The organism is Methylobacterium sp. AC315 (genome assembly GCF_979253755.1).
Genome location: NZ_CEEDEA010000013.1, coordinates 75,696 through 99,794, shown reverse-complemented (window position 1 = coordinate 99,794; position 24,099 = coordinate 75,696). Strand labels below are relative to the sequence as shown.

Here is a 24,099-nt window from a genome sequence, read left to right as displayed (position 1 = left end):
CGCTCCCGCGTCGTGTTTGTTCCTGATGCGTTCTATTCGAAGTGAGGTTGCGATGTATGCCCAGCGGCACGAACCGGCTGTGGAAGACGGGTCCTGGTGACCGCCGTGCTGACCCAGCGCGTCGATGAGATGCTGGTGGGCAGCGCCGACGCGGTGCGTGTGCCGCTGATCGGACAAGCCCTGTGCGCGGGCTTCCCATCGCCCGCGGACGACTTCATGGAGGGCGCGCTGGAGTTGCCTCGGTGGCTGGTGCCGAACCCGCCGGCGACCTTCTTGTGGCGCATAGCCGGTTCGTCGATGGAAGCAGCCGGGATCTACGACCGCGACTTGGCGTGTGTGGACCGTAGCCTCAAGGCCAGCCACGGTAGCGTCGTAGTGGCGGCAATCGACGGCCAGATGTCGTGCAAGCGCCTGGTGATCGAAGGCAACGTGGCCCGGCTGGCCTTCTGCAACCCGGAGCTGCCAGCCTTCGCCGTCGAGGAGATGGGCGAGGGCGTGATCTGGGGCGTGGTGCGCTTCTCGATCCGCTGGCACATCGCCCGGGGGCGGCTGTCGTGAGCGACCGGGCGGTGGCGCTGATCGACGGCAATAGCTTCTACTGTAGCTGCGAGCGGGTGTTCGACCCGAAGCTCAACGCGATCCCAGTGATCGTGCTGTCGAACAACGATGGCTGCGCGATCGCCCGCACCGCCGAGGCCAAGGCGCTCGGCATCAAAATGGGCGACCCGTACTTCAAGATCCGCGACATGTGCCGGGTCCAGGGCGTGCGGGTGTTCTCCTCGAACTACACGCTCTACGGCGACATATCGGGGCGCACCAACGCTGTGTACCGGCAGTTCAGTCCGCAGGTGGAGATCTACTCCATCGACGAGAGCTTCCTCAACCTGTCGGACATAGCGCCCGGCCTACGGGTGGAACTCGCACGGGATCTCCGCGCCACAGTGCGAGCCTGGACGGGCATCCCGACCTGTGTCGGGATCGGTCCTACCAAAACGCTGGCGAAACTGGCCAACCACGTCGCCAAGACCGTGCACGAGCTACAGGGCGTATGCGATCTGACCGACCCAGCCGCCTACGCGCATTGGCTTTGTCGGATCGACGTAGCTGAGGTCTGGGGCATCGGCCGGGCCTCGTTAGCGAAGTTGGAGGCCATGGGCGTGGAGAGCGTGGCGGACCTGCGCGACCTTGATCCACGGCCGGTGCGTAAGGGGCTCACTGTCGTAGGCGAGCGCATCATCCACGAGCTGCGCGGCCTGGCCTGCCTGCCGCTGGAGATGGTTCCGGCCCGGCGGAAGGGCTGCGCGGTCACCCGCTCGTTCTCCGGACGGATCGAGGACCAGGCCACGCTGGAGGAGGCGGTCTCGGCGCACGCTACGCGCCTGGGCGAGAAGCTTCGGCGGGAAGGCTTGGCCACCAATCACGTCACGATCTTCTACCATACCAGCGAGCACGATCGGGACGCGCCGATGCGCTCGGTCTCGACTACCGTCACCTTGCCTGAGCACACCTCGGACACCCTGGCCCTGATCAAGGCGGCACGCCACGGGGTGGCCAAGACTTGGCGTGAGCCCGGGCAGCGCCCGTGGCGCTACTCGAAGGCCGGCATCGTTACCAACGATTTGGTCCCGCTGTCGCACAGCCCGAGGGCGCTGATCGGTGCGATGGACCGCGAGCGGTCAGAGCCGCTGATGGCAGCCATGGACGCCTGCAACGCACGCTGGGGCCGTGGCTCAGTCGTGCCGGCCCGTGCGGGGCTAGTGGCCAAGCGGGAGTGGAACACGAAATTCGAAATGCGCACCCCGCGCTACACCACCCAGGTAAGCGAGCTGCCGGTGGCCCACGCCTAAGGGCAGCGGGCAACCGAGCTATGGTGTGGAAGCGCACTCGCAAGGAAAAACCGTGCCATCTATGCGCGGACCACAACCCATAGGTGGTTGTTCGCAGCATCGCGGGCGCATAGGTCGGTGTTGTGGGAAAGCGATGGCGTCGCGGTCCTGCAGCCCTCCCAAGGGCGTTTCCTCCCAAGACTTTGGGCCACTCCTTCGGGAATGGCCTTTTTTTGTGGCTGCTTTGGCAGTCATGATAGCCAGCGCAACCAGCTAAGCATTGCGCGGGCGACAGCTGCGACCACACCCGACAAAGCCACGCTTGCGCTTGCCCGATACGTTCTGCCAGCCCTCAATCTTAGTGATGAGTATTATCACCCGTCGATCTCAAAGCAGGCGAAGCGCGAAGTTGACATGGTCGGCACGAGTAGGCTGCGATCGAGAAATAGGTTGCGGCCCTCGCAGCTCGTCTCAGCAATAAGCAGGCAGCCATGACAGGCGGCCCCATGGGTTGCCCGGTCGCCAGTCTGATGCTCGGGGTCGTGATCGCAGCAAACGGGGTCGTTTGAGCAAATCGCGATCCGCTCGAGCGCCGCCCTTAAGATCTGAGCGAAGCGCGGCGCTGTGCCTACGAGCCCGCCGAGCGTTCCCTGCGCGCCCGCACTCGCGGTGTATATCAAGATGCCGCAGCGCTCCGCCCCGTTCGGCCCGAGAGCGTAGATGCGCTCCTTCAACGAGCTTGCCGGGTAGCCGCAGTCCAGCGCAATTTCGGTCATCAGCGCGTGGGCGAGGCTGTGCAGCAACACGTAAGGCGTAGTCGGGTATTTAGGGGCAGCGGACCCGAAGCGGACCTTCCACCGATTGTAGCCGCCGACTAGCTGCTGGTGGCGAGCACCCACCTGTTTGAGCCAAGTCGCCATCGCGTCGCTATCGACGTGAATGAACAAACCTTCGCCGAATTGCTCGCAAGCCGGCAACCAGTCGGTTGCCCTTGCAATCGGGGCGCCATGGACAGCGAGGCTGATATCCTCGATGTCGCCATCAGCCTCCGTTGGAGCTGCTTCAAAGCGTGTGAAGCCATATAAACATGACACCTCGCGCAGACGGTGCACAACCACCAGTGCGCGAACAAAGCTCAGACTGGCCCAGCTTCCATCGTTCCAGTCGCCGCGCTCTAAAGTCTGTGCATAGAGCTTGGCAGCGGCGTGGTTAGTCCCGATCTCGGGCCGCCCGCTTGCGAACAGATCGAACTCAGCGACCTTAGGCGAGCGTGTTGCGTCAGCCGTTGCACCCTCGCGCAAGCGTACAAGGCGTTCGAAGATGTCGGGATCGGAGTAGGCCCCAAGTGCAGCACGGACCTGCTGATTAAATTTTTTCGCTGACTTGATATCCTCTACGACTTCGACCTCGGTCAGCTCACCCACAAGCTCCTCAACGAGCTTTGTCAGCGCATCCTCTTCGCTAGGCAGCGAGATCACAGTCAGCACTTGCGGAAAGTAAGTGTTAGTCGCGGTGCGCGTCAGCAGCTTGAGTGGAGTGGTTCCGTCACCGCACCCGTCAGGATCGCGGTCGAGCAGCCAGGGTCGCTCGCCCCTGCAAAATCCGAGGCGACGGGGCTGGAAGGCCTCCTGCAGCGAAAGCCGCTTGCCACAGCCGCAGACTACCGAGGTGTCAGCCGGGTCGGCGCTCGTCCCACGGTCTTCGATCCACATCGGTTCATGGCAGGGAGTGGCGCCGTGGACGACCCAGCGCCACTCGATGTCCTGCAAATGACCCTTGTCGCAAGCGCACACGAAGCGGATCGGAGTTACCTCCGTCCGCTTGCCGCCCTCTGGCGTGAAGCGGCGACGGCCTTTGGGGTCAAGGTCGCGCCACTGCACCAGCCGCCGCCGGCGTGTCGGTGCGCCCTCAGCGTTTGCCTCGACCTGGTCGCAAACGAACCAGTTCGGGAAGATGGGCGCAGCTACGCCTTTCGGCTCGCCGTTGCCGTCGCTCACGGGCGGGGTGCGCAAGGTAAGGCGCTGCCCGGGGTCCAGTTGACCACGTTCGTGGAGCAGTACCTCAAGGCGCTGGGCCAGGCGCGGCTCGCTTACCGGCTGAAACGTTCCGGGGCGCATATCCCATTGTTCCAAGCCGCCGACGACAACCGAGCGCGTCGGCAGGTCGACCATGCTACCAGGTCCGAAAGTCGAGACCAGTTGCGAGAGGCGTTGGGCGTTCTTGCTCATCTTTAAACGTCATCCGCATTCGCGATCGTATTACCATGGCGGTCGCGCACTTTCAGGAGCACGGCCGGCTCGACATCACGCATTGAGCGGCCTGCGAGGAAGCGTCTGTGGGGCGGATCAAGATTAGAAAGGCCCACCTCTAACGGCATGTGCAGAAGGCGTCCTGGGCTTTTATTTTTCGCGTAGGCAAAGGGCACGCCGCTCGCCGTCTGTGCATCTGCGGTGACAATCCAGGCTTCAATCAAGCTTTCGACTTGCGCCCGCAGCGCCGCTCGGCCACCGGGGATTGCAGCTTCCGGCGCTCTGGCGACGATAGTTTCGCACACTGCGGCCCTGGTTGCGGCCTGATCCTTTAGCATCACGACCGCCTCATTGGGCGAAAGCGTCGGATCTAGGTGCCGGGCGACCGCCACGACCACGGCCGCGAGCGCTCGGTCCAGTGCCCGAGCAGCCCACGGGGTTACGCTGGTGGCCTCTACCGCCCGGTAAAAGGTGCGGTGGAAGTGGCCGAACTGCTCGAAGTGCATTCGATCGCGCGGCTTATGCAGGTTGAGGATCGCCACTACGAGCCCAGGCCGGTCGTGGTCGCGCCCAACTCGGCTCGTGGCTTGAATGTATTCGGCCGCCGTTTTGGGCTGCCCCTGCACCAGCATAAGCCCGAGCCGAGTAATGTCGAGGCCGACCGAGATCATGTTGGTGGCGAGCGCCACGTCAACGGTCGCTTCCTCACCCCCGAACGCCGCCTCAAGTCGCTGCTTGGCCGCTGCAACCTCGTCGGTTGAAACGCGCGAGGTCAGCTCCATCGGTTCGCGCAGCGCTCGGTCTGCGAACGGCTGGACCGGCGGATCCTTTCGGCGGCGGTCTCGTCCGTAGACGGTCGCGTATTTGCGCACTTCATCTTCGACAATGCGCCGTGCTCCGCCAAGCTCGCGAAGCGCGTTGAAATAGCATAGTGCCGTCATGTACGGGTCGGCTGGGTTAGGCTTACCCTCCGGCACGCCCGACGCGGCTGCCTCGTAAGAAGCCTGTGCAGCTGCGAGGAGAGTGTTCAGAGCGCGGCGGTACACAAGCTTCGGACCTCGACCCTGTGCGGCCAGACCGAGGTATAGGCGTGCTGGGTTGACGTCCGATGGGACGGTACGAGCAAAGAAGCTGTCTGTGCGGCTCACCCCTGGTGGGGGGAAGATTTGCGTCTCATCCCGGTCGAAAAGCGCTTTGATTTGCGCGCCCGCCCGACGGACAGTCGCGGTCGAGGCGACGATCTTGGGGCGCACGCGGATCTCGCCCTTCACGCGCGTCGCAAGCGTGTCGATCGCCGTCTCGTAGAGGCCGGCGACAGTTCCAAGCGGACCGCTGATCAGGTGAAGCTCGTCCTGAATTATCAGATCCGGAGGATCGAGCGACCAGCTGTTGTCGAGGCGCTTGCCGACCCGCGGCTCAGCCGCGCCGTAGAAGCCATTTGGGTCGAAGCGATCGACGTGGCCAAAGAATGCGCCGGTGCGCCCCTCCCAAGGCAAGCTCGCGAACTTGTCGACGGTGGCGATGAGGAAAGCTGGCAAACGCCTGTAGATCGCCTCATCGACGGTGAGTACCGGAAGCGCCCGCGAACCATTGAAATCGCAGGCGAGGTTGTCGCAGCGGAGCTCGAGGTTCGTCGGTGCGGTGTCATTGGGTACGCATTTGAAGGAATTCTTTGTAAATGACGTTCCGCACCACGGGCAGGCCTTCAGCGGAGCCGGTGCCTTACCCTTACCTTTGACGAAGTCTGCTACGCGCCCAACCGCGGTGTCGTCGCCCTTGTCACCTTTTCCGCCAAGGCGATTGGGTGAGGCATCAGAGCCTACCCATAACCCGATCTCGATCGGCCAGTCGCCGAGCAGCGGGCTGCCCTTTTCGTCGAGGTGCTGGCCATCTGTTCGCATCAGCTCCAGAGCGCAGACGACGCCGGCCGCACGGGCGAGCTGATCGAGGGTCAGAAGGCGCAGAGTATAGCGCATGATGACCGCCACGCCCGCTCCGAGCAGACCAGACCCAGTTACACGGCGGTGGGCAATCATATAGGCGGCGAGACCCAGATAAGCCTCTGTTTTGCCACCGCCCGTCGGGAAAAACAGCAGGTCTGCGACTGCGCGGTCGGGGTGGTCCTTCTCGGTGAGCCCTGAGAGGTTGAGTAAGATGAAAGCGAGCTGGAACGGCCTCCAAGCCGGCTTCGAGTAAGCTGGATTGCGCCGGCGCGCGGCCTCCGCAACTGCTGCGTTCATCAGCTGGAATGCCGAGCGGGCGTGCCGGTTCTCCGGCCTATCGCCAGTCAGCAGCTCGATGCCATTTGCGATACGGTTTCGAGCGCGCTCTTGTTCGGCAACAAGTGTTTCGGCAGTCGTCCGCCGCCGGTTAGGAAGATTGGGTAGTTCGGTGCGCTGTGTTGCTGCGATCCAAGCATCATAGAGCCCCGGCAGCGCGCCGAGTGCCTGAGCCAAGGTCGGACCCCCAGCTTGCGTAGCGGCAGCGAGGTCGTCCATGCCGAAGGCGACAGCCTGCTTCAGCGCATCGTCCTCGTTCGGGGCAACGCGCTCGACCTCCGCACAAGGTAATGGGTCGGTCTCGGCCCAGGTGACTAAGCCCGCGGCGGGATCTTCCCAGCGTGCGGCAGTGTTGCGACCGACTGCCCACTCGCAAACATCACGGTAGTGTAGATCAGCAAGCCGCAGATCTGGATCAGCGGCTTTAAGGCCAGAGAGGTCGCGCCGCGGGCGCAAACCCTGCGGACAAACTAGACGCAAGCGCGCCTGGAAGGCGAAGGCCACGTCGGCGTAGACGCGCCCGGCGGGGCGGCGGCGATTGACCAGAACGACGGTAAGGGCGCGGACCTCTTCGCGGCTCCCATCCGGGGTCTCGTAGGAGAACAGACGAGCGTGTGCATCGAGCTCGAGGCCACCGACTGCCGCCTGCTCCGCCGAACTTTCGGGAACAATCAGGGCATGTGGTGCGCGGCCAGCCTCAGGTACAGTAAGGTTCAGTCGACGCTCTTTAGGTATGCGAACCCACTCGATGCTGTCTTTATCTTCCGGCCGGCGTCGCTTGGGCTTGCCGTCTTCGTCGATCTCCGGCTCACCAAGCAGAACGCTGTCAGGTAGCGGCGGCATCGTAGCGTAGTCGCCCCACGTGATGACTGCCTCAACCTCCCGCACGTCGGGCGGCAGCAACACGGTGAGCCCAATCGTTGAGGGTAGGAAGCGGCGCCGCGTATTAGCGGGTTCGGGCTCCTGCCGATCGGTCGCCGCACCACCGGCTTCGACCGGGTCAGTCGTTTCACCCTCGTTATCGCCATCTTCGACAAGGCTAGGCTCATTGTCGTCTGCCTCGCCGCCGAGCGTCGCTGTGTCGTCGGATGGCGCCAGAAAGCCGGTAAGGTACCAGCGAGAAGGCAACTCCCCTAGCCGCTCGCGGGCTATGTCGGCGTCCTCCGATGAGGGGCCAACGAGGTCTCGGCGGAAGGTCTCAACGAGATGGCCGCGGACGGCCTTCGCATCGCGGGACACTGGATCAGGAGACGGCATCAAGTCGCTCACCAATTTTTTCTCCGTCGCTTTGTGATGACCACAGCTCGAGGCTCTTCCATCCAACGGGAAAACCACTGGCGCGCACATCGAGCAGGGAAGTAGTCGGGAAGGTCAGCCAATGCCGGTGGAGGCGCTCAGGCCAGGTCGAGGTTGGGTTCACGGCCTGCATGAACCACTGCAGGGCTGCCGCTGTACCGTACAAGCGTCCACGCGCCCGCGGGTCTGTCACAAGGTGATCGAATGCAGCGATTTCGCTCGCGCGCGTCGCCTTGGGTTCATCGACCATCGCACGGTTCCAAAGCCGGGCATGATGCGCGCAGATGTTGCGAGCGTGACCGATCGAGCGGATCCAACTCACCAAGAGATCGGGGCGTGGGAGCCCGAAGCGGGCTGCCATTGCACTCTGATCGATGTGGCGCATCCCGCCGATGAAACGGGAAGTTAGCCCAAAGTCCCAAAGCTCGATAGCGATCCAAATCGGCAACGGTGATGCATAGCGCGCTTCGAAGTGCTTCACGAACTCCTCTGCAGAGCGGCGTGCGGCAATGTCCAGGCGGTCGAGCCAGTCCTTGTGCGGGATAATGCCAACGCGATTGGGCCGCCGTGTAAAGTTGGGATGCAGAAGCTCAGAATTCCGATGCGCAAGTTGATCGTGCGCCCCGAGGTGGAGGGCAACGTCGACCCGCAACGCGACTTCTATGCGCTCGATGGCGTCGAGGAGGAGGAGCCGCAGCTTCTTATCGAAGACATAGAGATCAAGCACGTCCGCGAAGCGGGCTCCAGGCTTGAAGTCGTCGAGCACGACATAGGTCAGGCCGCCACCCGGCTTCTGCCCCTGCACGACCTGTCGCAAAGGGTACCAGTACCCGCTCAGGCGGTAGTACCCAATGCGCCTCAGAGCGTCTTCGGCGCGTGCGACATCGGTTATTTCTAACCCGCGCTTCTGAAGCAGGGCGATTTGGTCAGCGAGTGGGAGGTGCGGCTTGGTATAGGGGATCAGCGCCACCAGCTGCCCCAATCCCCGCGCAAACGAAAACCGGCCCGTACGCCCCGAAGGGCGCAGAGGGACCGGCCGTAATGACAGATACATGGCGCCGCTTTGCCCAGAAGGCAAATCACATTTTTCTTCGAACCGCGAAACGAATGGAGTGTGACGCTCAAGCTGCTTCCTCCTCGTCCTCGGTCGGAACAGCGACAAGCCCCGCGGCGCGTTCGGCCGCTGCACGCTCGGCATTCAGCGCAAGCAAGCGGCCTAACACCTCGTCGCGGAATACGGAGGGCCAGAACAGGCGCCCCTGGTAGGCGTGCTCTGGCTCATTCTCCTCGTCGAGCCAGTCGGGTTCAGCGCGAGCAGCGAGGTCCTCCCAGCCATAGGCTACGAGCACGGCACGATCCATGTTGGCGTGTAGGTCGCGCAGATGCCGGATGTCATCGGACTGCTCCGCGCGATCGTGGAACCGATTGTAAATTTTAGTCATGCCCTCGCCTCGCGCAACCATCAGGGCGGCACGCTGGTCGTGATAGACTTGTCCGGCAGCTTCGAGGGCGGGTAAGGCCTCGAAGCCTCGTGGAAACGGAAAGGTTTCGAAACAATCTGAAGGAGTGTATCGAAGTCGATCCTCCAACGTGGAGGCAAAGAAACGTGTCCAAACTTCGTGAATGCGAGTTTGCACACAAATAAATACAGAATATTTGTCTGAACATAATATATTTGATGAATTACTTATGATAACTTTACTCGAAATCATCATGAAAGCATGGTGCTTAGCTACACGCGGGCGAACAATAACAGATGGTACTTGTTGCATTTTTTGCCACAGCTCAGGCCTCGGCCACAGAAACTGCCACCACGGCATTGCAGCAACCCTCGCTGATTTCTTCAATCTTTCATATTTTACTGTTCTTTCTACGTGACTATAGGCCAGCGGAAATTGTCTCTCGAAATCTTTCTCTGTCATTTTTCCAATATAGACAACCTTACGGCGCGAGGCACCCAATGGATCACTAAGAATATCATCACCCCCGATATAATTGTATATAATATCAGGCGATTGACGCTCTAAATCATTTAATATTACGTCGTCATAACTGAAAATAAAGCCATCGCCGTAAGGACCAAATCCCTCGTAGGCCATACCTTTATTGCAGGATATTTGGATAGGATTTTCATTAAGGCCGCTATCTCTCATATAAACAGACACATACTCCGACTTTATCCCATCAATATACTTTTCCGGAATATCAATATTTTTTGCTAGGTGTAAAATTGACACGACAACTGTTGCGTCTCCTGGCCAAGCGAGCCTCCGCCGCGCTCTATAAATCAGCAAGCCGCGTTTTCTGAGCAGATTAAGTGTTGCCCTACTATCTCCCTGCGCAACTGTATTCGTGGCGATCAGCCCAGCTGTTCCGCCCCTCCTCAAGACGCGGCATGCGAGTGAGAAGAAATACAGCACTAAATCTGTCTTATCGCCCTCAGTAAATTTAAACTCCAGCAGATAGGCCGCATACCGTTCGCCTAATTCGGAGGAAATCCGAGATCCCCCTATAAATGGGGGATTGCCTACGATCGCATCGAAGCCTGGGTTCTCGCGCGAAAAGATCTCTGGGAACTCGACTGGCCAATGAAATGGCCGCAGCGAGTGCGCCCCGTTAACGAGTTCAGCCGAAAATGGAGCCACTGCCTGCTGCCACGTCGGTGAGCCGAGATGGCTCTGCACCGCCTTTTGTAGGGCAACGAGCGCCGCAAGGCGGGTCTTCGGTTTGTCGGCGGATAGATGCGCCGCGATTACACCATCACCGATCAGGCGTGCGACGCTAAGCTTAGCCTCCACACGCCGCAGCAGGGGGCTGAGGTCCGCCTCGCTGGCGGTCTCGGCCCAGGCGCGGATCGCAGCACGCTCCGCCTCCGCCTCCCGCAGTTGATCAGCGACAAGATGGCCAACGAGCGTCGGTGGCTTGCTCTCATCCCAATGAAGAGCGGCGATCTGAGCACGAGTTAGGCCAACCAGGCTGTCGCCCTCGCGAAGGGCGTGGTCGAGGAAGGTGAACTCATGGTCGGAGGCAAGCGTCGCGAGCCAGAGGGACAGTTTGGCGAGGTCGACGGCGCGGGGGTTTTTGTCGACGCCGTATAGGCAATTTTGCGCCACAAGGCGGCGGGCGTGGAGGTCAGCGTCTTCATCCGCCGGCAGCACCGGCGTCGCCCGGTGATGCGCCCAAGCTTGTACAAGGCGGCCACCCAGCTGGCGGCAAGTCTCAACCAAAAATGCGCCCGACCCCATAGCCGGATCGCAGACCTTAAGATCGAGGATTTCGTCCGGTGTCGCCGCTTCGCCAAGGCGATCGAAGGCCGGCGCCAGAGCGTAGCGGACGATAGGTTCAGTGAGGCTGCGGGGGGTGTAGTGTGAGCCGGTGCGGCGGCGCTCGTCGGTTGGCTGGAGTACTGGGGTTCCAGCAGCCTGAATTGTGCGCCCAGGAGAGGCGCGCTCGTCGATGATCCCGTCCAGTGCCGCAGCGAGATCGGCGACAGAGCTTGCCGCCTTCACGGATTTAACCTGTGCCGCAGTGAGGCTGGCGCGGCCTGCCTCCTTAATATTCTTCAGTCGCTCCTCACCCTTCAGCCCCGCAATCTCGGCCAAGTCGAGATAAATCGGCGTACGGTTGTTTTTGCCACCCTTCACCGCGAGTGCCGGGCCGCTCGCAGGCAGCACTGTGAAGCCCATCACCGTCTCGTAGACCGATCCGATCTGCTCGACGTCGAGGGTCCGGTAGGACAGCCGCTCACGGGCACCACCACGACTTTTTAGGGTCATTAACCCTTCGAGCACGCGCAGCACGCAGCCGTCCGATACTGGCAGCACGCGGGCAGGCGCATCTGCGTCCGCGCGCCCCTCAAGGAAGGGGTAGGTAGCGGGGTCGAACAGTTTGCCGCCGCGGCGACGCACGAAGCTCGGGTAGCCACCGTGGACGAGGCGGAACAAGGCTACAAGCTGCCCCCAACCGCTGCGGCGCTCGTCCATCGTGTCGGGGTGCAACCCAGCATCCCCGGCGAGCCGGCCGTAGAGGCCACGGAGCGAATAATTGCGCTCATAGATCTCCCGCGCCCGAGCTTCGCCCGAGGAAGGCAGCAAGCCGCGGTCCTCGGCGTAGAGGATGAAGACGAGCCGCATCAGGACCGCGAGCAACCCCTCGTAGAGATGGCCCTGGCCGGCGGGCTCAGAGGCAAGCTCGCGGACCAACTGCGCGTCGGCCGCGTCCAGCCCTCGTAGCAGCTCGTGCAGCGCGCCGAGCACCTGGCCAGCGAGCTCATTCGAGACGTTCGACTGCTCATCACGCGAGCGACGCAGGATCGCTGGCAGGCGATGCGTGTCGCCGTCCGTGAAGAGGGCAGCGCGACCAAGTACGCGCTTGAGACCGCCAAGCATCGGCCGGCCGGCAACCGTAGCGAGGGCACGCAGAGGGAAGCCGAGCCACCCCGACGTTTCACCCTTCGGCGCGTACACCAGACGCAACGCGCCATCCGTAACAAGCAGACCAGCCGGCACGCCGGTCTCGCGCAACAGGCGCTCCAAGCGCTGCTGTGGCGTAGCTTCCCAGCCATCAAGCGCGCCCCGGGTATCGGGCCCAACGCCCAGGAGCTCTACACGAACAAGGAGCTGCCACGCTTCGGTGTCGCGTACCGCGCGATCGCGCACGGCGAATGTCGGCGCTAGCGTGGTGTCGTGCTCCGGCAAGCGGACGTGCAGTGCCTCGGGGATCGGTGGGCCGTCTGGGCTGCCAGCGACGACACTTGGATCCCAACCCAGGATCCCTCGTAAGAAAGCCCACGGGTCTGGAAGTGCAGGCCCCTCTTCCTCAAGCGGGACGATTACGGCCGCAGCGGTGGCCGTGTCATGCGCGCCCTGCGGCTCCGGTGTGAGGCCAAGATCCACCAGCACGGAGGCTGCTACGACGAGGCCTGAGCTGAACGGCTCGAGATACTTCAACCAATCGGTGGTCGGGTTAACGGGAATGTCGGGCATGCGGGTCCGCGGCGCGATGAGGAACGGTAGCGGGACAGGATGGCCTCGGCCTTAGCCGGTTGCTGGCCAGAGATAGACGAGGCCAACGGGCTCGAGCCGGTGAGCGTTGACCCGATATCCGGCACGCACTCGCTCGGGCTCGGTCTCGACCTGACGCTCCAGTGCGGTGAGCTTTTCGCCCCAATGCCGGCGGTCACGGTCGCGCTCGCGGCGCTCTTCGGCGAGAAACCCAAGCTCGAACTGGGTGGCTTCCCGCTCGGCTGCACCGAGCTCCCGCATAATACGTGTGCGCTGGCTGGATAGCAGGGCGGCGAGACCGTTCGCTTCCTCTTCTGCGCGTTGGGCGAGCAGCGCTTCAGCGCGAGCAAGCCGCTCTGTTGCGATCCGCTCCAGTTCGGGGCGCAACTCGGCGATGTCCTGCGCCACGAGGCGGGTCACGCGGGCGACGGCACCCTCGGGCGCTGGCACAGCTCCGCGCAGGGCATCCTCGAGTTGGCGCAGTGTTGTCGCTCCACCACTCTCACCAAGCGGTCGCAACGGCTTCACGCCTCTGTCGGCCTCGGTCCAGATCGCAGTGACCGGGATAATTTCCTCGTGCAGCCGAGCCGCGGCTGGCCCGTACACACAGAGCCGACCGATCAGCACGACGCGCGGCTGCGCCCCGGGTCCACGGATAACTGAGACACGAGAGAGACCAGCCTGAAAACCTTGGCTGATGAAGCGCGACAGCAGGCGGCGCACGAGGCGGTGCTCGAGATGCACTTGCACGACACCCGTCGCAAGGCGCCCGTCAGCGAGCTCCGCCGTCTCGAAGCTCACCGCCCGGGGAGGTGCAGACCTACGCCACTCGTTGAGCCGTTCGCCGCGGCGACGCGGACGGACCCGTAGATCGTCAAAAGCGTCCGACCAGCCACCCTCAGACGCGAAGGCCGGGTGCTCGCTATCAAAACGGAAGGTCTCGACCCGGTCGACAGGCTCGGAAATCGCCTCGTCGAGCTTGTAATCGACCCGGGCGAGCGCGGCTCGCACAACCCGGCGCAGGTCTTCCGGGTCAACGCCGACACGCTCGCGCGATGTCTCCAGGGCACGGCGCAACACATCCTGCTCCCGCAACAGTCGCTCGTGACGAGCATGCTCGGCATCATCCATCTCGTCGCGTGCACGGGCGAGGAGCACGGCGTCGTCCTCAGCTACGATGGCGCGCGCCAGGTCGGGCTCGCCGCGCGACCGGATACCTTCTTCCGCCAAGCGCTTGGTGATGCGCCCCTCAATCACCTGCCCAACTGAGCCGAGCTGCTCGCGAATTGTCTCGGTCTTTCGCACCAGGGCGTCGAGGACGACGTCGGCGGCACGCTGCTCATAACGGAAGTAGCGACAGCGGATTTCTGGCGCCGGCTGGAGTTTGCGGTCTATCCGCCCATTGCGTTGCTCCAGCCGTGCCGGGTTCCAGGGCAGGTCGAAGTGCAGAAGGTCGGCGCAGTAGCTTTGCAGGTTCAGACCCTCGCGCGCGGCGTCCGTGCACAGCAGGATACGCACGGGTTCCTGGCGAGGATCGGCGTTAAAGGCGCGTTTGACGTCCTCGCGCCGATCGGCTGGGGTCGCGCCGGAGAACACGAGGATACGTGCTTCCGCGTCCTCGGTATCGCCAATCATCTCCATCAGACGCCGTTCCAACCAGCGGCGAGTGTCTTCGTACTCCGTGAAAATGATGAGCCGGCGCTCACGCCAGCGCGGGCCATCGAGTAGCTCGGCACGGATCCAGTCGGCCAACCAGCGCGTTCGCGCGTCACTCCTTCCCTTTTCGGCGTCGGCGAGAGCGAGCATCTCGTCCACAGCCGCAAGCTCGGCCTGTAGGGCGGCGCGCGGGGCCTCAACTACACCGGCTCGGGCCTCGTTCTCGGCCACCGCATCAGCGTCAGCTTGGGCTGCCTGATCTGCCTCGTCTCCGTCGAGCCCAAGATCGAACCGTGCCCCGAGATCGTCGTTCGCTTCGCTGACGGTCACCTCGACCGTCGGGCCGTCCTCGATTGCGGCCAGCAGCGAGCGGCGATGAACCGCGAGCGTCCGTGCGAAAGCGGCGATTGAGGACAGCAGCCGCTGCTGGAGACCGACGAAGGCAAGCTTAGCCATCGCCGCTTTCGCCGATGGCAGCCCGGCGATGCGTTGCAGGCGCAACTCACCATAGGCTGCGAGCTGGTCGGCCAGGACAAGTTCGGGCGCCTCTGCCGGGAGACCGCTAATCGGGATCGCTTCAACCACCCGGTTCGGGAAGCCACCGCTGATCCGACGCAGGTCACTCTTCAACCGCCGGACCATGACCGGCTCAACGTCCTTCGGGCTTACGGGAAAGCCGCGAGTGAACCGCTGGGGATCGAGCATCTCGAGAAGGGCCGAGAAGCTGTTCGAGTGCCCGTTATGGGGTGTGGCCGAGAGAAAAAGGCGATGCTCGAAGCGGTCGCCCAAGTCGCGCACCGCCTTCGTAAACTGGCTAGAGACAGCATAACGTGCGCTGGCGGCCGGTGCCGCGTGATGCGCCTCGTCGAGAATTAAGAGCGCGCGTGCGCGGAAGGTGCCCAGTGCGTCGCGCAGGTCGGCGGCGTAGGCCTCGTCCGTGAGAAGGCGGTGCGAAATGATAAAGCGCGATCCCGTGCGCCAGGGGTTCGACCCGAAGCCTCGCGTGCGGCGCAACTCGTTCAGATGCTCACGGTCGATGATCTGGAACGATAGGCCGAACTTCGCCGCGAGCTCATCCCGCCACTGCTCGGTCATAGCCGGCGGCGCGGCCACCACGACGTAGTCGATCCGCCGCCGCAGGAGCAGCTCACGGACGATTAGGCCGGCCTCGATGGTCTTGCCCAGGCCGACGTCGTCGGCAATCAGGAGGTTTACCCGCGGCAGCCGCAACGCCTTACGAAGCGGCAGGAGCTGGTAGGCGTCAAGTTTGATCCCGGCGCGGAACGGCGCCTGCAGCAAATCTCGCTCGGCAGCTGTCGCCGAGTTCCACTGCATCACCCGCAGGTACGCAGCCAGGACCTCGGCGCTATCGGGCCCTCCTCGGCCAACGCGCGCCCAGTCATCGCGATTGAGCACGCGCGCGTCGATCTCGGCGTCCCAAAGCACCTCAAGCGGTTCACCTTGAGCGTCGTCAGCGATGCAGGAAAGGCGCACTGGCTTTAGGGGCGTCTCGGTATCGACGGCCTCCACGAGCCAAGGACGCCCGCGCAGCTCGACGAAATCGCCCGGCGTTAGATCCATCCCTTGCACCCAGTGCTCACCTCCCCTTTCAGGGGGGGCCGTTTGACGCCGGGTGTATCAACCAGCCCCGAAATGTCGAGACTGGCTGACAGCTTTAAGTTGTTTGATGAGCCGGTGTTGCAGCCCCGCAATAAGCTCGCTCGTCGGCCATCGGCTACGACGTTAGCAAGACACCAAAATTCAAACAGATAACATAATGATCTGAGGTTAGCCAACTTATAGATATATAAATCAATTTTTTTATAAAACAAAAAATTTTGTCAAAATATCAATTTTCATAGACCGTATCTACTCATTTGTACACAAAAAGACAATTGAGTGTTAGTGTTATGGAGTAGTGGGGGTATTTTTCATCACTTAAATCCCATTAGTGAAACACTATCAGCTGTCTGCGCTTCCAAAAAATTTACATTTTACTAAGTTGATAACAGAGAGGCTAGGTAGGCCTGGAGCCCGGCCGGGGTGAACCGGACATCACCAACGACGAGGCCGGCGCAACGTGCGTAGAGGCGGGCCTGCTTCCGCACCTCCTCCGGGTCCGACACGTCGGTGTCGAGGTCACGCAGGAGGCTGAGCCTCCAGGTGGTGGGGGTGTCGAGCTGTTCCCCACGCCGGGCCGCGAGCCATACGAGGACGTGATCGACGCGGTAGTTCAGCGGCGCTCCCGCTGCGCGGCGGAACCAGGCCTCGGGCATCGGGCTCGGTGTGAGGCGGCGGGAGCGCCAAGTCGCCCACAAGCCCCGGTCCAGGTTCAGGGCGGCAGTCAGGGCGGAGGTGGAGACCGGCGACCACGCGAACAGGCCCGGAAACACAGCCTCAGAGGCCGGCGGGAGCCGGTTCAAGGCGGCGGGGGGCTTGATGATAGTAGCACCCTCCGAAATCGCAGATCGCAGATCGCAGTACATTTTAGTATCTCCTGATAATTTACGATGCTCAAACTCGGGCCAGGAAGCCGTCTAGGCTTCCTGGCCCGTCCGCCTGGTGAAGGGCCGCAAACGCCAGAAACTTTTCTGACGGTACTGCGATCTGCGATCTGCGATTGGCTCTAGGCCATCGCCGCCTCCTTCGCGGCCTCCTCCGCCGCCCGCCGGATCGACGCCTCCCGGATGTCCGCGATGTTGTCGCCGGAGAGGATGCGTGGGCGCTGGAACTCGGCCTTCAGCTCCTCACGGGTCGCGGTGCGCCAGCGGGCGGTGTCGCGGATCGCCCACGGCCGGGTCTTCTTGCCGCCGCCGAGCGCCAGCTCCAGGTGGTCGTTACCGTCCATGTTCACCTGACGGGCGCCCACGTCCCGCATCGCCTTCGCGATCTTGCGGGGGCTCAGACGCTCCAGGCTGGAGGCCCACACCGAGCCCGGCGCCGAGAGGGCCTGCTTCACCTCCGCCACGTCCACAACGTCCTTGTGGAACGGGGCCAGGCCCTCCGTGACCAGCTCGGTCAGCACGTCAGCCGTGGGCGTGAGGCTGGCCTTCGTGGCCGCCTCCTTCGCGGCAGTCGTGGGCGCAGCACCCTTGGCGTCGAAGCCCTCCAGGGAGAGGGTCCGCAGGTACTCCGCGAACGCTGCCACGGCGCTGTCGTCCCGGTTCAGGGCGTCGTGGAAGTGCTTGAAGAACGCCCGGTTGGCCTTCTTGTCTTCGTCCGTCGTGGGGGTGTCGCGGGTCGTGAACATGGTCCAACGGCGGTCACCCCTGGGGAGGACCAGCGGGGCCACGTCATTCGAGGCCAGGAATAGGCCGCGCGGGGTCCGGCCCCGGAAGCGGCGCACGTGCTTGTCGTGGGCGTAGTAGAACTCCGCCGTCAGAAGCTCCTTCGTCTTCTCGAACACCTCCAGGCGCTCACCATGGTGGGCCTCCTCGATCATGAGCACCTGCGCGTCCACTAGGCGCGCGGTGTAGTCGCTGGCCAGCTCCACGCCCTCCACCTTGCGCGCATTCTTGTCACCGAAGATCGCGGTGATGATGCGATGAAGCGTGCCCTTGCCGGTGCCGTAGCCGCCCGTGAGGATGATGCCGTGCTCGATCTTGACCGCCGGGTGCTGGACCAGGTGGGCCAGGTATCGGAGGAGGTGATCGCGCTCGCGCGGGTCCAGGATCAGCCAGTCGAAGAAGTCCAAGAGCAGCTTCACGTCGCCGGCCGCCGGGATCACCCCGCCGCGCTGCCAGAGGTTCACCGAGAAAGTGCCGTCCGGCTCGGGCAGGATGAGCTGCGCCACTCCGGCCCGGTAGTCCCGGTGCATCACCTTCGGCATGGTCGGGGACAGCATCAGGGCGCTGTGCGGGGCGTTCCCGATCTTGGACTTCACGCTGTCGCCGAACTCCTCCGGGTCCAGCTTCTCGCCACTGGCGAGGTGCAGGTAGCTACGGCCCTTCACCACGAACACCACGCCCTGCTGGATGGCGACCATGGTGCGGCCCTGGTTGGACAGCGCCAGCGGGGTGCGGATGGCGGCCCGGAAGGGGCAGCTCGCGCAGCCCTCGAATGGGGGCGAGGTGGCGTCGCCATCCGCCACGGTGCTGCACCAAGTCGGCCCGGTCGCGGCCTCCAGTGCCTGGTCGATCTTCGTTTCCGTCTCCTCGAAGGTGTAGTCCGGGTGACGCTTGGACATCTCGTGGACCCAGCGGCGACCGTTCACGGTGCGGGCCACGACACCGACCATCTTGTACCACCAGGGCTCGATCAGCTTCTCCTGCACCGCATCGCAGTGCTGGATGAAGGCACAGCCGGCCAGGACGGGGGCGAACTCGTCGGGCTTGGCCTTGCCAGAGGCCAGGAGCGCCTTCGTCGCCTCCGCACGGATCAACTCCGCGACGGTGCCCTTGCCGGCTCCGGGGACGCCACGTGACGCCATGGCGAGGTCCGGGGCCAGCATCTCGGCCAGCTCGGCTCGGTCGTACCGCTCACCCTGGTGGATGAGGGTCACCGGTTTGGGGTGCTGAGCCGTCTTGTGGTTCAGCGAGCCCGGCGCCTTGCAGACACGGGTCAGATCAGCGGTGCCGTCCAGGACGTAGCCGTTGGCCTTGAACGTGTCGCGCAGGCGCTTCTGGATGGCCTTGGACAGCATCTTCTCCGCCGCCCGTTCCTCCGGGGTGAGGATCATGGCCGGGTTGGCGTAGAGCCAGTGCGGGTGACAACCGCCACCCGTGTGGATCAGGAGCGTCGGCGGGGGCAGCTTGGCATCCGCGATGAGCTTCAGGGCTTCGTTGGCGTCGGTCGGCAGCTCGGCCGCCGGGGTCGAGTGCGGGCCCTCGCGGGTGTCGATGTCGGCGAACAGGCCACCGACGAAGATGATGCCCGTCTCCTTCCCGCGCTCGCCGGCCGCAGGCGCCATCTCTTGGAGGCCCCGGCAGACATAGACATCACCGCGCACGCGCAGCTCGTCGTGCTTCGCGGCAGCGCCCTCCAGGTCGGTCACGGGGAATGTGTAGGTCTCGCTCTCGGTCTTGCTGAGCTTGAGCCACATCGTGATGAAGCCCGCCTCGGCACCCTGGAAAATTTCGTTGATGAAACCCTTCGTATCGTTGCTTTCGAGGGTCGGAATGGTCATATTCATGGCTGCAGTCGTCCTGTAAAATGCTGTTGAAGTGCTATCCGGGGTCAGGTGTTGGTCGCACCTGACCCCTTCGTTTTTTTAAGATTAAGTTCGGTCTCACCACTAAAGCTATGTCTTAGGGTACGGCGCGCTCGCCGGTAATAGCGGCTCATCGCAGGCGATGATGTAGTATTCTCCTGAGAACGGCAGCCTCCCAAGGCAATGCGGCACCCGGAAACCGGCGCCGTCACTATGCGTGTGAAGCTCCCCGCAGTAGGGACACGCAATTACCTGGAGGATTGACTTCCCGTCTCGGGCGAACCGTCGCTGCAGCGCGATCGCGAGCCGGTCGACCACACGTCCTTGAGGCGTGTCGGTCACGTACTCACCGAAGTGGAAGCGATCACGCTGCATCACGACGACCCTCCCCTTCGGTGATCGCGCGGATGTCCGCGAGGCGGATCAGGGCTCGATCGCCCAGCCGCTGGAGGGGGAGGTTCTTGCGCACCGTGGCCGGGCACACGCCGAGGATTTTGGCAGCGTCTCGAACACTGACCATGAGGGGGGTATGGGACGGCTTCAGCACTGCTGGCCTCCGTGAGAGCACGCCGAACGCCGGCACGGCGCTCGACAAAAAGGGCTCATCCTCGAACGGCTGGCTGAAGTTGTCTGTTATCAGACTTCTTCAGCGGGGTTGTGCCTGACGTTACTTGGGAAGCCATGCGGGATCCTGCAAGGCTATTTCGTATCTTGCAGGGACGTCACTACTGACTAGACGCTCTGAAGGACAATCCCGTTGTCTAACCCGCAATTAAATCAGCGCCCGGCCAGCCACATTTCCAAGTCGGATCGACGAACGCCTAAGCGCCGTTCACTGAGCTGGAGGATGCGGGGTCCGCGGCCCGCCTTGATCAGCCGCCTCATTGTGGAGACCGACAGATTTGCTGCCTCGCACGCACTGCGAAAACTGAGGACGACAGAGTACGGTTGTGGGATGCAGGGCGCCCAAGTGGCGCCCTCGGTCATGCTGGGCATGACGGATCTCCAGCTCTTAATGGAGCTGGGTATCGGCCCGCGTATCGCGCCAAGCGCGTCGCAAATGGGCCTCTAATCTGACCTGCACCCAGCCGTGCAAGCCCAAACTGTGATTGTGAACTGAGGCCGAGATAGGCCGGCTTGAGCGGTCAGGCAAGGTCATCAGAGACCGCCGGGCATCAAGAAGCTCTGGCATGGCCCACAGCTCCCTCCCTACCTTCAGACACCTCAGCATACCATCGAAGAAAATTGAAGGTACGAAACGTACAGTACAAACACTTATTGCTGCTGCGATATTGAATACAATAAAAATCAAGTCAAGACTATCAATTTCGATAATAACGATCAACATCATCGCTTCTTTCGGAGTTCGGTGCGATTGAGAATTTGAGCACTCCCATTAAAAGATAATAAATCTATCGATAAATCTTGATTGACAACAACACAACGTAATAACACGAGAAATACAATGAAAACAGACATCACAATCGGTTCACTTATTCAAGGATATTTAGATGAGCGATCTCACCAGCTCAGCACGAGTTACCTCGGCGATTTAAAGAGGTATTTAGAAGTCAGTTTGAAACCGCTTCATCATATACCTCTCGAAGATTTGACGCGCGCTCAAGTTAAAGCATGGCTACTAACACTGCGTGGTGCGACAGCGGCCAATCAGGCACGCGCCGCACTCTCAAAATTTTATAATTGGGCCATCGCCAGTGGTCTTGCCGAAAAAAACCCCGTTGCAGGGACCGATAAGCTCGGGCGTCAAGTGCGCCGAGACCGGGTACTTAAGGGGGACGAACTCAAGGCCATTTGGGACGCTTGCGCGGGGGATGACGATTTCAGCCTGATCGTCCGCTTACTGATCCTTCTGGGCCAAAGACGCGACGAGGTTGCAAGAATGCGATGGGAAGAGATCGATTTTGTCGACGCGACTTGGTCGCTTCCCGGCGAGCGGACCAAGAACGGCCTACCTCACGAAGTTCCGCTTCCACCAATCGCTCTTAAAATTCTGCGGCAGCGTGACGATCGAAGGATCACAGGTCGAACTCACATCTTCGGCATGTGGGATAACAAGGGCTTTTCTGGCTTCTCGAAATCGAAGATCGCACTGGATGAGCGCTGCCCGCTAAGGACCCCGTGGCGGCTGCATGACCTGCGCCGTACTTGCGCCACCCAACTTGCTCGATTGCGGGTTCCACCATACGTGATCGAGGCAGTGCTTAACCACATTTCCGGCACCAAGGCGGGCGTGGCGGGCATTTACAATCGTCACCTCTACGACATCGAGAAGCGGGAAGCCTTAGAGTTGTGGGCGCGGCACATCGAGACTTTCGATACAGAAGCTTAGCTTAGCTTAGCTTAGCTTAGCTTAGCTTAGCCCGGACAGTCCCGTGTAGGACATAAATCAATCGGGACAAGATCGCGCCTGTGCAAACAGCGCCGAGCCTGAAGGCAAGTTGGCGAACGACATCAAGCAACAGCTTGTGCTCGCCCCCCCTCGCGGCAGGCCCGTTCGGAGCGGAGGAGAGCAGCACGGAATGGCAGGGCTCAGACCTGTTCGGTCCGGGTGATAAGGGCGAGGACCACCGAGCTGAAGCAATCCCCTGATTGGCCGAACAGGGCCGCAAACCGGTGGACGCGTGTTCTAGGCATGCTCGGCCATCATAACTCAAGTCAACCCCGCCCTTTCGGCTTCGGCCTAGCCATCTCGCTCACGGTGCTGCGATCCCGTACGCATCGAGGCGCGCTTGCGCCTTAGCGACAACCTCCGGTTTAAACCTGCCCCGATGACGTACGACCACGTATTCGCCCGTGAACTCCGGCATCCCGGTTTCAATAAGAAGCTTGAACCCTGGTGTCTCGGCACTGCTAGATGCCCAATCAACCAGAGACTGCAAGATACCTTTATTTCTTATTTTCTGCCGAGCACGACCCGCAAGCTGATTGCGACCATTTTTCTCTGTTAAAATTTGCTCGTAAGCAGCGAGGGTTGCGTGGAAGTCATGGACAAGAGGGTCATCTCGGTCGTCGTTTTCATGCCCGGAGATAGCGCACATGCGGCGGAAAACGTCCTGGTAAACAGTATCATTCCCCTGCCTTTTCGCTCGTTCCATCACGGTCCGGCATTCTGCAACTGTCTTGAGCAATTTTAGGTCGTACATGTGTCACTATACCCTCTTTTCCGGTCGGATGAGCATAGGAGGTCTACCTTGGTCCGACATCAAGCAGTGTATGCTACGAACATCGAATTCCCGTTTACAGACATGCGTACTCGGACGGCACAGTCGACTTGAAGTACTCTAAGGCCGCCCGACGGATGCCCAACGCTTCGTTTAAGTTTTATCGGCCCGGCGTTCGGCGCGCATAGCAAATATTTAGACGCCAACAGTTGAGAACAGCGTCATTGGCACGGTGTACCACGGAGCTTTTGTAGTCTCGCCGCGTTCGATCAACCCACGCGATCTGCCCACGGTTCTCTCCGTATCAAGCAAAGTCAGCCGCGATGTCGTTTCGCGCAGCACATCAAGCTTCGCGCCCGCGAACGTTGAGATTTAATCAATAAATATCCAGCAATTATCGATTTAGTGGGCGCCAGCGAAGGCACGGCAGATGCACAAAATCGGAGGTTTTCTTTTTGGGCTTTCGTTATTCGCACTCACCGCTTCACAAGCTGGATGCGACGTATATCCACTACCAAGTGACGTCATCGGTATTAGCACAGAAGAAATAGTTATCAGAGTAAGATGCGAAATGAGGGACGCGATTAGACTAGCGACACTCAGAAGAATTTACATTCAAGGCAATGAGAAAGTTTACCAAGGCATCAGCGCTGTTGACCTAGTTCAATCTGTGCAAGCAGGCAGAAGAAAATTTCAGTCGCTGGATGCAAATAAGTTTAATGGCCAACTATACTCAGACTTTAAGCGTTACGGGCACGCGCAGGTGAACTACGATTTCACTCTTCAAGGAACTGAGATGAATACACAGGGCGCGCGTGTCGATCTAGCGCGCAAGTTCCCAGGAGGAAGGCTCGATACTATCGGGTTCTCGGCACAAGCAGACCGAACGCGTGACGTAAAACGAAACTTCCGAGTATTTGATGATTTTACGGAATTATCAAAAAACTATGACAACACTAGATGCGACGATGTCAAACACATCGATTTAGTTTATCCGATCGGTGGCGAGAAGCGGATCTATGACTTGGTTGACAGTTTCTTAGGGGTTAACCAGGGGCAAAATTTGGCGGGTACGGCTGCCGATCCAATAACTCCCGCCATGGCAGATACCGTCACGTTTACCACCAAAATAACTGGAGGGGTGAGCCCGGGAATTGCGTTGGCGCCTGTTGGACCAGGACTTTTGTTAACCGGCGTATCATTCCCAAATACCAATTATAGGCAGGACATTCATACGCTAATTATATCGTTAACGCTACCTACTGACGATCCAAAACTACTTAGTACGCTCAAGTACGGGCTTAGTTTCAACAAATATACCTTAAATCAAAGGCGGCAGATCACCGGCGATCAAGCCCTCGATCAACAGCGGCAACGAAATTTTCAGGATGCGATCATACAATTCACTTCCTCCAATCGCCTTCCTTTTTGATTTATCCGTTTATCAGCCCCAGAGCGC

At 61.3% G+C, this 24,099-nt stretch carries 14 protein-coding genes; 4 read left to right on the top strand and 10 right to left on the bottom strand.

The window, feature by feature from the left end:
• The first annotated feature begins 129 nt into the window (after nucleotides 1-129).
• Both AC0IY0_RS20250 and AC0IY0_RS20245 read left to right on the top strand, forming a co-directional pair.
• The gene (locus AC0IY0_RS20250) at nucleotides 130-558 is read left to right on the top strand and encodes a LexA family protein (protein WP_471765271.1); all 429 of its coding nucleotides are present in this window, start codon (nucleotides 130-132) and stop codon (nucleotides 556-558) included.
• Nucleotides 555-1,847 (top strand): Y-family DNA polymerase, encoded by a 1,293-nt coding sequence (locus AC0IY0_RS20245; RefSeq protein ID WP_471765198.1) that lies wholly within the window; start codon nucleotides 555-557, stop codon nucleotides 1,845-1,847. The genes AC0IY0_RS20250 and AC0IY0_RS20245 overlap by 4 nt, the downstream gene beginning before the upstream one ends.
• Before the next feature lie 353 nt (nucleotides 1,848-2,200).
• Here the strand turns inward: AC0IY0_RS20245 and drmB are convergent, their stop codons facing one another.
• From drmB to AC0IY0_RS20200, 9 genes are all read right to left on the bottom strand, one after another.
• The gene (gene drmB, locus AC0IY0_RS20240) at nucleotides 2,201-4,054 is read right to left on the bottom strand and encodes a DrmB family protein (protein ID WP_471765197.1); all 1,854 of its coding nucleotides are present in this window, start codon (nucleotides 4,052-4,054) and stop codon (nucleotides 2,201-2,203) included.
• 2 nt (nucleotides 4,055-4,056) lie between these two features.
• On the bottom strand, nucleotides 4,057-7,623 hold the full coding sequence (gene drmA / locus AC0IY0_RS20235) for a DISARM system helicase DrmA (RefSeq protein ID WP_471765195.1): 3,567 nt from the start codon (nucleotides 7,621-7,623) through the stop codon (nucleotides 4,057-4,059).
• On the bottom strand, nucleotides 7,598-8,620 hold the full coding sequence (locus AC0IY0_RS20230; protein WP_471765193.1) for an Abi family protein: 1,023 nt from the start codon (nucleotides 8,618-8,620) through the stop codon (nucleotides 7,598-7,600). The genes drmA and AC0IY0_RS20230 overlap by 26 nt, the downstream gene beginning before the upstream one ends.
• A gap of 151 nt (nucleotides 8,621-8,771) precedes the next feature.
• Complete coding sequence (locus AC0IY0_RS20225; RefSeq protein WP_471765192.1) at nucleotides 8,772-12,635, bottom strand: Eco57I restriction-modification methylase domain-containing protein; 3,864 nt, start codon at nucleotides 12,633-12,635, stop codon at nucleotides 8,772-8,774.
• Between the two features lie 51 nt (nucleotides 12,636-12,686).
• Nucleotides 12,687-15,890, bottom strand: a complete 3,204-nt coding sequence (drmD, locus tag AC0IY0_RS20220) for a DISARM system SNF2-like helicase DrmD (RefSeq protein WP_471765190.1) — start codon at nucleotides 15,888-15,890, stop codon at nucleotides 12,687-12,689.
• A 416-nt stretch (nucleotides 15,891-16,306) separates the two neighbouring features.
• Complete coding sequence (locus AC0IY0_RS20215; protein ID WP_471765188.1) at nucleotides 16,307-16,732, bottom strand: hypothetical protein; 426 nt, start codon at nucleotides 16,730-16,732, stop codon at nucleotides 16,307-16,309.
• A gap of 203 nt (nucleotides 16,733-16,935) precedes the next feature.
• On the bottom strand, nucleotides 16,936-19,440 hold the full coding sequence (locus AC0IY0_RS20210; RefSeq protein WP_471765186.1) for a DUF5906 domain-containing protein: 2,505 nt from the start codon (nucleotides 19,438-19,440) through the stop codon (nucleotides 16,936-16,938).
• A 382-nt stretch (nucleotides 19,441-19,822) separates the two neighbouring features.
• Entirely contained in the window at nucleotides 19,823-20,005 is a 183-nt protein-coding gene (locus AC0IY0_RS20205; protein WP_350378845.1) for a hypothetical protein, read from the bottom strand.
• Between the two features lie 230 nt (nucleotides 20,006-20,235).
• Nucleotides 20,236-20,445, bottom strand: a complete 210-nt coding sequence (locus tag AC0IY0_RS20200) for a helix-turn-helix transcriptional regulator (protein ID WP_471765270.1) — start codon at nucleotides 20,443-20,445, stop codon at nucleotides 20,236-20,238.
• Between the two features lie 478 nt (nucleotides 20,446-20,923).
• Here AC0IY0_RS20200 and AC0IY0_RS20195 point away from each other — a divergent pair, with 478 nt between their 5' ends.
• The gene (locus AC0IY0_RS20195; RefSeq protein WP_471765185.1) at nucleotides 20,924-21,808 is read left to right on the top strand and encodes a tyrosine-type recombinase/integrase; all 885 of its coding nucleotides are present in this window, start codon (nucleotides 20,924-20,926) and stop codon (nucleotides 21,806-21,808) included.
• A gap of 364 nt (nucleotides 21,809-22,172) precedes the next feature.
• Here the strand turns inward: AC0IY0_RS20195 and AC0IY0_RS20190 are convergent, their stop codons facing one another.
• A complete protein-coding gene (locus tag AC0IY0_RS20190) occupies nucleotides 22,173-22,622 on the bottom strand; it encodes a hypothetical protein (RefSeq protein ID WP_471765183.1) in 450 nt (149 codons plus the stop codon).
• 589 nt (nucleotides 22,623-23,211) lie between these two features.
• On the opposite strand from AC0IY0_RS20190, the gene AC0IY0_RS20185 reads away from it, so the two are divergent.
• Nucleotides 23,212-24,072 (top strand): hypothetical protein, encoded by an 861-nt coding sequence (locus AC0IY0_RS20185; RefSeq protein WP_471765181.1) that lies wholly within the window; start codon nucleotides 23,212-23,214, stop codon nucleotides 24,070-24,072.
• Nucleotides 24,073-24,099 lie beyond the last annotated feature (27 nt).